The organism is Lentzea albidocapillata (assembly GCF_000719115.1).
GTDB classification, from domain to species: Bacteria; Actinomycetota; Actinomycetes; order Mycobacteriales; family Pseudonocardiaceae; genus Lentzea; species Lentzea albidocapillata.
Genome location: NZ_JOEA01000014.1, coordinates 691,444 through 705,060, shown reverse-complemented (window position 1 = coordinate 705,060; position 13,617 = coordinate 691,444). Strand labels below are relative to the sequence as shown.

Below are 13,617 nucleotides of genomic sequence, written 5' to 3'. Positions count from 1 at the left end.
ATGGTACTGCACTGGTTACGGTGTGGGAGAGTAGGTCGCCGCCGAACTTAATTTGCCCTGCGGGTTGAGCGCCACAAGCGCTCCCCGCAGGGCTTTTTTTGCGTTCGCCGGCTTCGGCGCGATCATCAGCGCCACGGTGCAATGAGTAGGACGCGTGGGGCGCCGGGGCTCTGCCTGCCCGGTACCTTCTCCACCATGCACAACGAGCAACGCATCGCCCGCCGGTCAGCCGGTGTGGGGAGGACCGCAGACCTCGCCGCGAATCCGTTCCGGGTCGATCGCGACCGCGTGGCGAGCTCCCCGTTCTTCGCGAGGCTCGGTGGAGTCACCCAGGTCGTCAGCTCCACCGGCTCGGGCCTGCTCGTGCACAACCGCCTCACCCACAGCCTGAAGGTCGCCCAGGCCGCGCGCGCCATCGCGGAACGGCTGACGACCCGCCCCGAGCTGACCGCGGTGCTCGAGAAGCTGGGTGGGTGCGACCCCGACGTCGTCGAGGCCGCCGCCCTCGCGCACGACCTGGGGCACCCGCCGTTCGGCCACCTCGGGGAGCAGGTGCTCGACCGGCTGGCCCGGCACAGGTTCGGGTTGCCGGACGGGTTCGAGGGCAACGCGCAGTCGTTCCGGATCATCACGACCACGGACGTGCGGGGCCCCAAGGCGCTCGGCCTCGACCTGACCGTGGCGGTGCGGGCGGCGATGCTGAAGTACCCGTGGACGCGTCACCAGCCGCTCGGCGTGCCGGTCGCGCCCCGTGGTGCGGCCGAGCCGGACGACATGCCGGGCACCGGTAGTGCGAAGTTCTCCGCGTACGTGACGGAGATCAACGACCTGCGGCAGGCGCGCGAGCCGTTCGAGGGGCGCGTCGAGTCGTGGCAGCAGACCGTCGAGGCGAGCGTCATGGACACCGCGGACGACATCGCGTACGCGATCCACGACCTGGAGGACTTCCATCGGGTCGGGGTGCTGCAGCACGCGACGGTCGCCGCCGAGCTCGGCACGTGGCAGGCGCAGGCGCTCGACCTGGCCGGGCTGAGTGACGCCGAGCTGAGTGCCGAGATCCGGATGCCGGGGCGGTCGCTGGAGACGCTCAGGAGGCGCATGCACCTCAAGGACTCCTGGGTGATGAGCGACGAGGCGTTCGCGATGGCGGTGCGCAAGGTCAGCAAGGAGCTCGTCGACGGGTTGCTGTCGGTGCCGTTCGACGGCTCGGTCGAGGCCGAGCAGGCGGTCGCCGGGTTCAGTGCGCGGTGGACGCGCCGGCTCGTCGACGCGGTCGGGGTGATCGAGGAACCCACGCCGCGGTCCGGGCACGTGGTGCTGGCGGTTCCACAGTGGCACGAGGTGCAGGTGTTGAAGTTCGTGCACCGCCGCTTTGTGTTGCTGCGGCCGGATCTGGCTTTGCACCAACGTGGACAGGCGCGTTTGCTCGGTTCGCTGGTGGACGCGCTGGAGCAGTGGGTGACCGACCGGGCGGAGGCGGACCGGTTGCCGCGCAGGCTGCACGATCTGGTGGAGCTGGCCGAAACGGAGTACGCGGTGCTCGCCCGGACGGAGCCGTCCACATTGGTCGGTGCCGCCGGTGAGCTGCCGGTCGGGCCCGATGCCGTCAGGGGACTGGCGCGGGGGCGGGCGGTCGTCGACTTCGTGGCGTCGCTCACCGACAACCAGGCAGCCGCACTGCTGGAAGCCCTTTCCGGGCGAACCGGTCAGTTGTGGACTGACGCGTTTGTTCTGTGAAGTGTGATTGCGTCTGCTAAGTGGGAAGTAGCCCAATCGGATGCTGACTGTGATCAGGCAAGCACCATACGTTGGCGCCTCGACCGGGAATCGCCGGTCGCAAGCCGCGTGCTCGGGGGCACGCCAACGTTCGGGGGAGCAACTCCTGTGCGCCGATCTCGAAGAGGCACGACCTTAGTCACCGCAGGTACCGCAGTTCTTCTTGCCGCACTCACCGCAGTCACGCCGGTGTCCGCTGATCCGGGCAAGGCGTCGAAGTCCATCAGCGACCGCACGGCAGCGCAGATCTCCGCGCTGCAGAGCATCAAGAAGTCGCTCACCCCAGCCGAGTCCAAAGTGGACAGCGCGCTGGTCGTTGAGGCGCGCAAGCGCGTCTCAACTGGTACCACGAACGCCCTTCCACAGGTGCAGACCGGCGTTGCCGTGACGCCGAAGTCCACCACTCTTGTCGACATCCGTGCCAAGCAGTACTCCGAGGACCTGGTCAACGCTGTCCGCGCGGCGGGCGGACAGATCCGGGCAGTGTCCCCCGAGCACCGCACCGTGCGCGCGGAGGTTCCGGTCGCGAAGATCGCCGAGATCGCCGGTCGCTCCGACGTCGCCCGTGTCGAGCCGGGCAGCGACGCGATGACGCAGGACGTGAAGAACAAGAAGGACACCAGGTCCCGCAAGCAAGCTCCGTCCAAAGAGGACAAGTCGAGGGAGATCGAGCGCCGGCTCTCGGAGAAGCAGCTCTCCGTCCAGGCCGCCAAGGTCGCGGAGAGCGACAAGGCGCACGGTGCCGACGCCGCACGTGGTTCCTTCCGCGTGACCGGTGTCGGCGTGAAGCTCTGCGCGCTGTCGGACGGCGTGGGCTCGCTGGCCGTGTCACAGGCCTCCGGCGAACTGCCGGCCGTCGACATCGTGCCGGGTCAGGCGGGTTCCGGTGACGAGGGCACCGCGATGCTCGAGATCCTGCACGACCTCGCGCCCAGCGCCGAACTCGGCTTCGCCACGGCGTTCAACGGCGACGCGAGCTTCGCGGACAACATCAAGAAGCTGCGCTTCGACCTCGGCTGCGACGTCATCGTCGACGACGTCATCTACTTCAACGAGTCGCCGTTCCAGGACGGCATCATCGCGCGCGCCGTGGACGCGGTCGTCGCCGACGGCGCGATGTTCTTCTCCAGCGCGGGCAACCAGGGCAACGTCGAGGACGGCACCTCCGGCCACTACGAGGGCCAGTTCGTCGACTCCGGTGTGGGCGTCGGCAAGTTCGCCGGCTCCGCGCACGACTTCAACCCGGACCCGAACGCCAAGCAGCTGTTCAACCCGCTGTCGAACTTCTCCGGCGACACCCCGACGGTGCTGCACTGGGCGGACCCGCTCGGCCAGTCGGCCAACGACTACGACCTCTACCTGGTCAACACCCAGGGCAACGTCGTCACGTTCAGCCAGAACAACCAGGACGGCGCACAGGACCCGTACGAGCGCATCAACACCCCGGCGAGCTCGACCGGGACCCGCCTCGCGGTCGTGAAGTACCGCGGTGACGACAAGTACTTCGCGCTGTCGCTGTTCGGTGGCCGGTTCGCCGACACCAACGACGGCCTCAAGAAGTACGTCACGCCCGGCACCACCCGCGGCCACTCGGCCGCCAAGGGCGCGATCTCCGTCGCGGCCGCACCCGCCGCCGCGGCACTGCCGTTCGACCTCGAACCGGGCGACCCGGCCAACCCGAAGGGCCCGTACCCCAACGCCTTCGACGGCACGCAGAAGCCGGAGCGCTTCACCTCCGACGGACCGCGCAGGACGTTCTTCGCGCCGGACGGCTCGCCGCTCGCCGAGACCCGGCAGAAGCCGGACATCACCGCGGCCGACGGCGTGACCACGTCGGTGCCGGGCTTCGCGCCGTTCTTCGGCACGTCCGCCTCTGCTCCGAACGCCGCCGCGATCGCCGGTCTGGTCCTGTCCGGCAACCCGACGCTGACGCCCGCCGAGGTCAGGGAAGCCCTTGTGGCGACGGCGATCGACATCGTCGAGTCCGGTGTGGACAACCGCACCGGCGCCGGCATCGTGATGGCCGACCGCGTCCTCCAGTACACGGGTGCGTCGCCGCAGGCACTGGCCCGCGCGCAGAAGCCGGCGATCGTCAACGACGCCGACGGAAGCGCTTTCCTGAAGCCGGGCACGAGCGCCACGGTGACGGTGCCGGTGGCCAACAACGGTGACGGCTCGGCCGCGTCGACCTCGGTCGTGCTGTCGACGACGTCGGCCGGCGTGACCATCGCGCCGCGCTCCAAGTACTACGGCAACATCGACCCGGGCCAGACCGTCAGCAACACCTACAAGGTGACCGTGCCGGCCTCGGCCGCGCTCGGTTCGGCGGTCAAGCTCGACGCACGCGTGACCTACGCGGGCTCGACGTCCCCGACGACCAGTTCGTTCACGCTCCGCGTGGGTGAGCCGGCGCGCGACTTCAAGTCGTTCGCGTACACCGGCGCACCGGTCGCCATCCCGGACAACGACCAGACCGGCGTCTCGATCCCGCTGCCCGTGACGGGTGTCGGCGCGGCGTCGAACCTGAAGTTCTCCGTGGACGGTGCGACGTGCTCGGCCACCGAAGGCTCGACGACGGTCGGCATCGACCACACCTTCACCGGCGACCTGGTGGGCACGCTCACCTCGCCGTCCGGCAAGTCCGTGACGCTGTTCTCGCGGTCGGGCGGCACCGGCAACAACATCTGCCAGGCCGTGTTCGACGACGCGGCCACGTCGCCGTTCTCGAGCGTGACGAGCGCCAACGCGCCGTTCACGGGCTCGTGGAAGGCGGGTGCGCCGCTGTCCTCGCTGACCGCGGAGCCCGTCGACGGCACGTGGGTGTTCAAGGTCGCCGACGTGGTGGGCTCCGACCGCGGTTCGATCCGCTCGGTGACCCTCAGCGTCGCCGGCTGGGTCTGATGACCTGAGGCTGACAGCATGAGGGGCGCTTCCCGGATCGGGAAGCGCCCCTCACGCCTTGTCAGAGCAGTGCTAGCGGTTCGGCCACTCCCACCGGATGCCGAACACACCAGGACCGAACCCGAGCGCCACGGCATGCACGCCGCCGCCCGAGTCCAGCGTGAGGTTCCGGCGTCGCGAGGGCGTCTCGTCGCCCGCGGGCACGCTGTACTGCTGCACGCGCGAAGGCAGGTTCGTCTCGTCGAACCGGACCTCGATCACGTACTCGCGCACCGGTAGCCGGAACTTGCGCGCGAACGTGTTGTTGCCCTTGGGAGCGTGGCCCTCGGGGAACACCAGCTGGTATTCCATGATGAGGGTCTCGCCGCGGGTCAGCGGCCGTTCGAACATCATCTCCGCGACCATGATGTTGGCCTCGTGGTCACGGGCGATCCGGCCGAGGTGGCAGTTGCGCACGTTCAGGATCTCGGGGAGTACGTCGGACTCCTCGGTCTCGAACACGAGCGCCCAGCGGTCGGGCCCGTCCTGCTCCGCCCGGAGGATCTGCCGCACCCACACGGATTTCTGCCCGCCGTCGGCAGAGATCTCGATGCGGTCGTGCTGGCTGATCCGGCCAAGCTTGAGGTCAGAGGACGTGTCGACCTTCGAGAGCAGGTTCGCGACCCGCTCCCTTCGCGCCCACAGGGCGTCGATCGGCATCATGGTCGTCGGGCGGCAACGGCGACCTCGCGGACGAGGTGGACCGAGCAACGCCGACAGACCCGACTGAGGCACTCCCAGAACCGACTCGAGGTGCCGCAGCGCCTCCAGTGATTCAGGGCGTTCAGGCCTTCGTCGTCCTGACTGCCAGTAGCTGAGCGTCGCGACGCTGATCGTCACTCCGCGCAGTGCCAACCGGTGCTGGATGCGGTCGAGACTGAGTCGGCTAGCCTTGATCGCCGCCCTCAACGCTTCCGGGAATGGTCCCGTCGTCAAGAGTTGCGTAAGGCTGCCGTGGCCCGTCGAGTCAGTGTCCTCGACGGTCAGTGTTGGTCGACCGGCAGCAGTCGTCATGGTGACTCCCCGCTGTCATAAGATCACGCCCCAGTGACCCTACCGGTCCGTGAACATCGCTGGTCGGAGCCGGATGGAGTCAATGGTTAATCCATACGGTTGATGAGTTCACGCTTTCGAGACTCATCTGTCAAGTGAATCGAACCCATCAGTAACATCTCTGTGCCGTTCACGCCCCGTGTCGGGTCGGTTCTAGTGTGTGCATAGTGATCGACCTCGGTCACGGGTGTCAGGGGGTGGCGGCCAGGTGAGCAGGGTGCGCCCGGTGCCCGGTGGACGGGCCGTCGAGGTCGAGCCGGAACGGGTCCTGGGCTGGATCGACCGGTTCGCGGACCGGCACGGCGCGGTCGAGGTCCGAGTGGCCGAAGCCGAGGTCGTCATCACCGCCGGGGACGGCGCGACGGCCACGTTCGCGACGCGCGGCGGTACCTCTCTATATGAGGTAGTTGAAAAGTTGACGGAGCCTCGGAGGATCGGGCTGGTCCTTGTGCGGCTCGGCGGTCACAGCGTCGGTGTCGCGTTCGGCGGCAAGGTCGAGGTGTCGGCCACCGACCGCAAACAGGTCCACGGTCGCATCCGGGCCGGCGGGTGGTCGCAGCAGCGGTTCGCCCGGCGCCGGGAGGGACAGGCCAGGGTGGCGCTGCAGGCCGCCGCGGACGACGTGGCCAGGGTGCTCGTGCCGCGGCTCGCCGACCTCGACAGCGTCGTGCTGGGCGGCGACTGGCAGGCACTGGACGTGCTGCGCAACGACCGCAGGCTCTCGGGCGTCTTCAGCAGGGCCGAGGAACGCGTGCTCGACGTGCCGGAACCCCGGCGGACGGTCCTGGACGAGGCCGCGGAACGAGCCCGCTGCGTGGAGATCGTGATCCAGGACACACGGGCAACCGGACCGGAGCCCGGCCGCATGGATACGGGTGAGGGTGCCTGATCCTGGCGCCACTGACCTGCTGGAGCTGCAAGTGCGCAAACGAATGGTGATCGTGGCCGGAGCGGTCGCGCTGGGTGCCATCGGCATCGCGGTGCCCGCCCTCGCGCTGAGTGGCGGCGACAGCGCGCCCCAGCCCACGACCTCGGCTCCGCAGCCGCCCACGTCGTCCCCGGTCTCGACCAGTCCTTCGGTGCTGCCGCCGGCCTCGACCCCGCCCGAGGTCACGCCGACCACCGTGCTGCCGCCGGCCTCGTCGACGCCGGCCCAGCCGCCCACGACCGCGCCCCCGTCGATGTCGCACCCGCCGACGACCGCGCCCCCGTCGGTCCTGCCGACGCCGTCGGTCAGCCACAGCCCCACGACGTGGGCCCCGCCCGCCACGACGCCGGCTCCGTCGTCCTCCGCCCGGTAGGGAGTCACCTCTGAACTGGGAGGCCGAGTTCACCGACTGCTTCGACCGGTACGCCGACTCGATGCGGTTCACCGCGTTCTTGTTGTGCGGGAACTGGCACGAGGCGGAAGACCTCATGCAGTCGGGGTTCTTGAAGCTGTACCTGGCCGGTCCGAAGCTCTCGGACCGGTCGGGGCTGGAGCCGTACCTGCGTCAGATCGTCGTGCGGACGTTCCTCGCGGAACGCCGCAAGGTGCGGTGGCGCAGGGAGAAGCTGACTGACGCACCCCCAGAGGGCCTGTCCTCCGTCACAGGGACGGAGGACAGGCTCGTGGTGTGGCAGGCGCTCACCGCCGTGCCCGCACGGCAACGCGCTGTCCTCGTGCTGCGCTTTTGGCACGATCTCAGCGTCGAGGACACCGCGACGGCGCTGAACTGCTCGACGGGCACGGTGAAGTCGCAGAGCAGCAAGGGCCTGGAGACGCTGCGGCGCAGGCTGGGACCGGAGTTCGACCACTTGAGGCTGGAGGTGTGATGGTTCGCGAGGACGACCTGCGGGCGACTTTCTCCGCTCTGCACCAGGAAGGGGCGCCGCCGCGTGCCGTCACCGCGGCCGACCTGATCCAGCGCGGCCAGGCCGTGCGGTCCCGGCGCCGCACCATCGCGGTGGTCGGCAGCGGCCTCGCGACCGTGGGAGTCGTGGCGGTGGCGCTCGCCGTGCTGCCGGCCGCGGCACCCCCGGAACCGGCGACACCGGGGCCGTCCTCGACGACGTCGCGGGTTCCGCCGACCACGTCGCCGTCGTCGCCTTCCGTGGAGCCGCCGCCGACGACGCTGAACCCGCCCAGTTCGCACGCGCCGCAGACACCGCCGGTCCAGTCGACGACGCAGCCCGGCGCCACGACGCCGACGCCCGGCTCGGTGGCGAAGCCGGACGTGCAGTCGACGTCCGTGCAGCCGCCCTCCTCGTCGTCCAGCGTTTATTCGGTGCCGCCGACCTCCCGCTGAGCGGCATGATCCGGGCCATGAGCGCTCTGATCCGCCTGGTCGAGATCACCGATGCCAATCGCGACGCGGTGGTCGCGGTGCGCGTGCATCCCGCGCAGGAGCGGTTCGTCGCATCGGTCGAGAAGTCCTTCGTGCACGCGCGGGAGAACCCCGAAGCCAAACCGTGGTTCCGCGCGGTCTACGCCGGCGACGTGCCGGTCGGGTTCGTGATGCTGAGCTGGGACAACGTTCCCGGGCCCGGACTGCACGGGCCGTATTTCCTGTGGCGCCTGCTCGTCGGCGCCGAGCATCAGGGTCGCGGTTACGGCAGCGCGATCCTCGACGAGGTCGTGGCGTTGCTGAGGGCAGCCGGGGCCGCCGACCTGCTGACCAGTTACGTGCCGGGGGAGGGGTCGCCGGAGCCGTTCTACCGCGCGTTCGGGTTCGTGCCCACCGGGGAGGCCGACGAGGACGGCGAGATCATCCTGCGGCTGGAACTCGGCTCGCGACCGTGAAGTGCCGGTCCGTGCCGGGAGACTCCAGTTCGTCGAGCACCGCCACGGCGAGGTCCTCCGCCGAGATCGCGGACGGGCCGGTCAGCAGTTCGTCCGTGCCGCGCCGGTAGGAGCCGGTGCGCTCGCCGGGTTCGAGCAGCGCGGGCGGGCTCAGGTACACCCAGTCGGCGCGATGGGCCTTGCACTCCTCCAGTTGACGCATGCTCGCCTCGGCGACGGGACGGATGTGCGGCGGCACGTACCGCTCGTCGTCGAGCACGAGGCCGGTGCCGTCCGGTGTTCGCAGCGGTGCGGCGCCACCGACGACGATGACCCGCGTACGTGTCGCGAATGCCGCGTCGAGCACCACTGTCGAAGTGACGCCCGTCGTGGCCACCACCGCACTGTCCACTCCGGACAAGACGCTGTCCATCAGCTCCTGGTCGGTGGCGTCACCGCCGGCGCTGCGGGAAACACCTGTCACGTCGTGCCCGCGCCGCACCGCCTCGGCGACGACCCGCGAACCGACCATGCCGGACGCGCCGACGACTGCGATCTTCACTGGAGAACTCCTTTGGCGAGAACGGGTGCCGGTCGCTGGCTGGCGACGATCGCGGCGAGGGCGAGTGCGAAACCGGTGAGCTGCACCGGGTCCAGGGTCTGGCCGAGGACGGCGACGCCGAGCACCGCGGCGACCATCGGCGACAGCAGGCCGAGCATCGAGACGGACGTGACCGGCAGCGTGGTGATCGCGCGGAACCACAGCACGTAGGCGAGCAGGCCGCCGACACCGCCGAGCCACAGGTAGCCGAGCAGCGCGGTGAGGCCGATCGCGGGCGGCGGGCCCTCGAACAGGAACGTCACCGGCACCAGGAACAGCCCGCCCGCGGTGAGCTGCCAGCCCGCGAACGCCGTCGGGCTCGCCCCGGCCGGCCTGCCCCACTTCTTCGTCAGCGTCACGCCGAGCGCCATGGTCGCGGCGCCGCCCAGTCCGGCCAGCACGCCGACCAGGTCGAACCCGGCCGCCGGGCCGAGGACCACGAGCCCGACGCCGAGCATGCCGATCACACCCCAGGCGAGCCGCCACGCGGACGGGTTCTCCCTGAGCACCCCGACCGCCAGCAGCGCCACCACGAGCGGCTGTGCGGCGCCCAGGGTGGCCGCCACGCCACCGGGCAGGCGTTCGGCCGCGATGAACAGGAACGGGAAGAACAGGCCGATGTTGAGCACTCCCAGCACGGCCGCCTTCGCCCACCACGACCCGCGCGGCAGCGTCCTGGTCAGCGCCAGCGCGATCAGTCCCGCGGGAAGCGCGCGCAACAGGCCCGCGAAGAGCGGGTGGCCCACCGGCAGCAGTTCGGTCGTGACCACGTAGGTCGAGCCCCAGACCACCGGTGCGAACGCCGCGAGCGCGGTGCGGGAGAGGTCGCTGTTTCTCACGTCGTCCAGTGTTGGCGCGATCGATCAATGAGTCCAACACATGCTTTTCATCCGATCCATCGTGATTCAAGATGGATGACGTGGAGCTCCAGCAGATGCGGTACGTGGTGGCGGTCGCCGAGACGGGCAGCTTCACCAAGGCCGCCCGGCAGTGCCTGGTCGTGCAGTCGGCGTTGAGCCATCAGATCGCCCGTCTCGAACGGTCGCTGGGCGCGCGGTTGTTCGAGCGCACCAGCCGCAGCGTGCGGCTGACCCCGGCGGGCGCGGCGTTCCTGCCGTCCGCGCGGCAGTGCCTCGACCTGGCCGAACGGGCGGCGGCCGAGGTCGCGGCGGCGGTGGGAGAGGTGCGCGGGCGCGTGGTGGTCGGCGTGATCCCGACCGTTGCCGCCGTCGATCTGCCGGCCGCGTTGAAGGTGTTCCGCGAGCGCTATCCGCAGGTGCGGGTCGCGTTGCGGATGCTGTCGAGCTACGAGCTCGTCGACCAGGTGCGGCAGGGCGGGCTCGACCTCGCGTTCCTCGGCTTGCCGCTCGGGGTGCGCCCGGAAGGCGTGCGGGGCCGGGAGCTGGCACGCGACGAGCACGTGGCCGTGATGGCGCCGGGGCATCCGCTCGCACGGCAGGAGTCGACGAACCTGCGGACCCTGGCGGAGGAGCTGTTCGCCGACTTCCCGGCGGGGTCGCCGGGGCGGACGCAGTCGGACCAGGCCTTCTCGATCGCGGGCCTGCACCGCGAGGTCGCGTTCGAGGTGACGACCGCGGAGTTGATGGCGGGGCTGATCCGGGAAGGGCTCGCGGTGGCCGTGCTGCCGTCGCGGTACACGCCGCGGCTGAGCGGGGTGGTGACCGTGCCGATCGTGGACGGGCCCTCGCGGGTGGAGCACCTGGTGTGGAGCGCGGGCGGGCTGACTCCGGCGGCCGCGGCGTTCCTGGACGTGCTCGGTGTGCCCGAAACTGTCGGTGGTGCCTGAGAGAATGAAATCAGGGGACCCCCTGCGGGGGACCCCTGCGTGAGCGTGGCTCAGCCCGCGGTGCCCGTGGAGAGCAGACCCCCGTCGACGCGGACGGTCTCGCCCGTGATCCACGAAGCGCCATCCGAGCAAAGGAAGGCCACGAGAGAGGCGACGTCCTCCGGCGTGCCGAGACGCTTCATCGGGTACTGCTGCGCGGCCTCCTCCTCGCGGCCGACGTAGAGCGACTCCGCGAACTTCGTCTTCACCACGGCGGGCGCGACGGCGTTCACGCGCACCTTCGGGCCGAGCTGCCACGCGAGTTCCTCGGTCAGGCGGATCAGTGCCGCCTTGGACGCGCCGTACGCGCCGATCACGCCCGTGGACCGGATGCCGCCGACCGACGCGATGTTCACGACCGCGCCGCCGTGCTCGCTCATCCACGCCTTCCACGCGAGCTGGACGAAACCGAGGGCGGCCACCACGTTGACGTCGAAGATCTTCTTGACGGCGTTCAGGTCGGCCTCCATCAGGAAGCCGAACTGCGGGTTGATGCCGGTGTTGTTCACGAGCACGTCGAGACGGCCGAACTCCTCGACGGTGCGTGCCACGGCCTCTTCGCGGGACGCGTCGTCGCCTGCGTTGCCCGGGACCGCGAGGACGCGACCACCCGTGTCGGCTTCCAGCTGCCTGGCGGCCTCGGCCAGCTGATCGGCCTTGCGACCCGTGATCGCGACGGAGGCGCCACGGGAGAGGAGCTCGCGTGCGATGCCGTGGCCGATACCGCGCGACGCGCCGGTGACCAGCGCGGCCTTGCCCGAGAAGTCTTCGCTCATGGCCGCAATCTATGCGTCCCGCCACAGGTGGGAAATTCGATGGTCGTGATCCCGTAGAATGGTCTGCGTGATCCTCCTCGAGTAGGCCGAACCGGACGTGCCATCCCTTGCCATGCCCGGAGTTCCTGTAGCTACTCGGAGTTTCTTTTGATCACCGCAACTGACATGGAGTTGCGCGCGGGCTCACGCATTCTGGTGAGCGGCGCCAACCTGCGCGTTCAGCCCGGCGACCGCATCGGCCTCGTGGGCCGCAACGGTGCCGGCAAGACCACCTCCCTGCGCGTTCTCGCCGGTGAGGGCCAGCCCTACGCCGGCGCCATCCTGCGCAAGGGCGCGCTCGGCTACCTGCCGCAGGACCCGCGCGAGGGCGACCTGTCGGTCATCGCCAAGGACCGGGTGCTGTCGGCGCGCGGCCTCGACCAGCTGCTCCGCGACATGGAGAAGGCCCAGTCGAAGATGGCCGAGCTGGTCGACCCGGACGAGCTCGACGTCGCCGTCGCCAAGTACGGCAAGCTCGAGGATCGCTTCTCCTCGCTCGGTGGTTACGCCGCCGAGTCCGAGGCCGCCCGCATCTGCTCGAACCTCGGCCTGCCGGACCGAGTGCTGGCGCAGCCGCTCAGCACGCTGTCCGGTGGTCAGCGCCGCCGCGTCGAGCTGGCCCGCATCCTGTTCGCCGCGTCCGAGGCGGGCATCGGCGCCAAGTCGAGCACGATCCTGCTGATCGACGAGCCCACGAACCACCTCGACGCCGACTCGATCACGTGGCTGCGCGGCTTCCTCAAGTCGCACGACGGCGGCCTCGTCGTGATCTCGCACGACGTCGAACTGCTCGACGACGTCGTGAACAAGGTGTGGTTCCTCGACGCGATGCGCGGCGAGGTCGACATCTACAACCTCGGCTGGAAGAAGTACCTCGAAGCCCGTGCGACGGACGAGAAGCGCCGTCGCCGTGAGCGCGCCAACGCCGAGAAGAAGGCCGGCGCGCTGATGACGCAGGCCGCCAAGATGGGCGCGAAGGCCACGAAGGCCGTTGCGGCGCAGAACATGGCGAAGCGCGCCCAGAAGCTGCTCGACGGTCTCGACGAGGTGCGCCAGAGCGACAAGGTCGCGAAGATCAGCTTCCCGTCGCCCGCCCCGTGCGGCAAGACCCCTTTGATGGCAGAGGGTCTGAGCAAGTCCTACGGTTCGCTGGAGATCTTCACCGGCGTGGACCTGGCCATCGACAAGGGTTCCCGCGTCGTCGTGCTCGGCTTCAACGGTGCCGGCAAGACGACGCTGCTGCGGTTGCTGGGCGGCAGCGAGAAGGCGGACGCGGGTGGCGTCGTCCCCGGTCACGGCCTGAAGATCGGCTACTTCGCGCAGGAGCACGAGACGCTCGACCACAACGCGTCGGTGTGGGAGAACATCCGCCACATGGCGCCGGACGAGCAGGAGCAGCGGCTGCGGTCGTTGCTCGGCACGTTCCTGTTCAGCGGCGAGCAGCTCGACCAGCTCGCGGGCACGTTGTCCGGTGGCGAGAAGACGCGGCTCGCGCTGGCCGGTCTGGTGTCGTCGGCGGCGAACGTGCTGCTGCTCGACGAGCCGACCAACAACCTCGACCCGGCCTCGCGCGAGCAGGTGCTCGACGCGTTGCGGCGTTACGAGGGCGCCGTCGTCCTGGTGACACACGACCCCGGTGCGGTCGAGGCGCTGGAGCCCGAGAGGGTGATCCTGCTGCCCGACGGCACCGAGGACCACTGGTCCGAGGACTATCTCGACCTCGTTCAGCTGGCGTGATCTCCACCCGTCAAAGGACTACCGAGCGCGTTCTGTGATCAACTCAGTGTGATCGAATCGACCGTTCACCGATCTCTTTGCTTGATCA

13 protein-coding genes are annotated in these 13,617 nt (G+C 69.6%); 9 read left to right on the top strand and 4 right to left on the bottom strand.

The features are described from left to right. Positions 1-195 precede the first annotated feature (195 nt). Together IG04_RS0124950 and IG04_RS0124945 are read left to right on the top strand one after the other, a co-directional pair. A complete protein-coding gene (locus IG04_RS0124950; RefSeq protein ID WP_030479136.1) occupies positions 196-1,737 on the top strand; it encodes a deoxyguanosinetriphosphate triphosphohydrolase family protein in 1,542 nt (513 codons plus the stop codon). Between the two features lie 228 nt (positions 1,738-1,965). Next, complete coding sequence (locus IG04_RS0124945; RefSeq protein WP_084401050.1) at positions 1,966-4,677, top strand: S8 family serine peptidase; 2,712 nt, start codon at positions 1,966-1,968, stop codon at positions 4,675-4,677. A 72-nt stretch (positions 4,678-4,749) separates the two neighbouring features. Here the strand turns inward: IG04_RS0124945 and IG04_RS0124940 are convergent, their stop codons facing one another. Next, positions 4,750-5,652 carry a hypothetical protein gene (locus tag IG04_RS0124940; RefSeq protein ID WP_229694335.1) on the bottom strand — a complete coding sequence of 301 codons (903 nt, stop codon included), beginning with the start codon at positions 5,650-5,652 and terminating at the stop codon, positions 4,750-4,752. A 325-nt stretch (positions 5,653-5,977) separates the two neighbouring features. Between IG04_RS0124940 and IG04_RS0124935 the strand changes: the two genes are divergently transcribed. From IG04_RS0124935 to IG04_RS0124920, 5 genes are read left to right on the top strand one after another with little or no spacing between them, the layout of a single operon-like run. Then, on the top strand, positions 5,978-6,658 hold the full coding sequence (locus tag IG04_RS0124935; RefSeq protein ID WP_051770596.1) for an acVLRF1 family peptidyl-tRNA hydrolase: 681 nt from the start codon (positions 5,978-5,980) through the stop codon (positions 6,656-6,658). Between the two features lie 31 nt (positions 6,659-6,689). Continuing rightward, a complete protein-coding gene (locus tag IG04_RS45525) occupies positions 6,690-7,070 on the top strand; it encodes a hypothetical protein (protein WP_157512988.1) in 381 nt (126 codons plus the stop codon). Between the two features lie 10 nt (positions 7,071-7,080). Next, the gene (locus tag IG04_RS0124930; protein WP_030479132.1) at positions 7,081-7,584 is read left to right on the top strand and encodes a SigE family RNA polymerase sigma factor; all 504 of its coding nucleotides are present in this window, start codon (positions 7,081-7,083) and stop codon (positions 7,582-7,584) included. Next, positions 7,584-8,057, top strand: a complete 474-nt coding sequence (locus IG04_RS0124925) for a hypothetical protein (RefSeq protein ID WP_051770595.1) — start codon at positions 7,584-7,586, stop codon at positions 8,055-8,057. The genes IG04_RS0124930 and IG04_RS0124925 overlap by 1 nt, the downstream gene beginning before the upstream one ends. 17 nt (positions 8,058-8,074) lie before the next feature. Next, positions 8,075-8,551 (top strand): GNAT family N-acetyltransferase, encoded by a 477-nt coding sequence (locus IG04_RS0124920; protein ID WP_030479130.1) that lies wholly within the window; start codon positions 8,075-8,077, stop codon positions 8,549-8,551. Here IG04_RS0124920 and IG04_RS0124915 read toward each other — a convergent pair. Together IG04_RS0124915 and IG04_RS0124910 are read right to left on the bottom strand one after the other, a co-directional pair. Further along, positions 8,517-9,092, bottom strand: a complete 576-nt coding sequence (locus tag IG04_RS0124915; RefSeq protein WP_030479129.1) for an NAD(P)-dependent oxidoreductase — start codon at positions 9,090-9,092, stop codon at positions 8,517-8,519. The two genes, IG04_RS0124920 and IG04_RS0124915, sit on opposite strands and share 35 nt — an antisense overlap. Next, the gene (locus IG04_RS0124910; protein ID WP_051770592.1) at positions 9,089-9,970 is read right to left on the bottom strand and encodes an EamA family transporter; all 882 of its coding nucleotides are present in this window, start codon (positions 9,968-9,970) and stop codon (positions 9,089-9,091) included. The genes IG04_RS0124915 and IG04_RS0124910 overlap by 4 nt, the downstream gene beginning before the upstream one ends. 80 nt (positions 9,971-10,050) lie before the next feature. Between IG04_RS0124910 and IG04_RS0124905 the strand changes: the two genes are divergently transcribed. Then, entirely contained in the window at positions 10,051-10,938 is an 888-nt protein-coding gene (locus IG04_RS0124905) for a LysR family transcriptional regulator (RefSeq protein WP_030479127.1), read from the top strand. A gap of 50 nt (positions 10,939-10,988) precedes the next feature. Here IG04_RS0124905 and IG04_RS0124900 read toward each other — a convergent pair whose 3' ends face one another. Then, positions 10,989-11,753: an SDR family oxidoreductase gene (locus IG04_RS0124900; RefSeq protein ID WP_030479126.1), complete on the bottom strand. Its 765-nt coding sequence runs from the start codon at positions 11,751-11,753 to the stop codon at positions 10,989-10,991. 147 nt (positions 11,754-11,900) lie between these two features. On the opposite strand from IG04_RS0124900, the gene IG04_RS0124895 reads away from it, so the two are divergent. Continuing rightward, complete coding sequence (locus IG04_RS0124895) at positions 11,901-13,529, top strand: ABC-F family ATP-binding cassette domain-containing protein (protein WP_030479125.1); 1,629 nt, start codon at positions 11,901-11,903, stop codon at positions 13,527-13,529. The last annotated feature ends 88 nt before the right edge of the window (positions 13,530-13,617 follow it).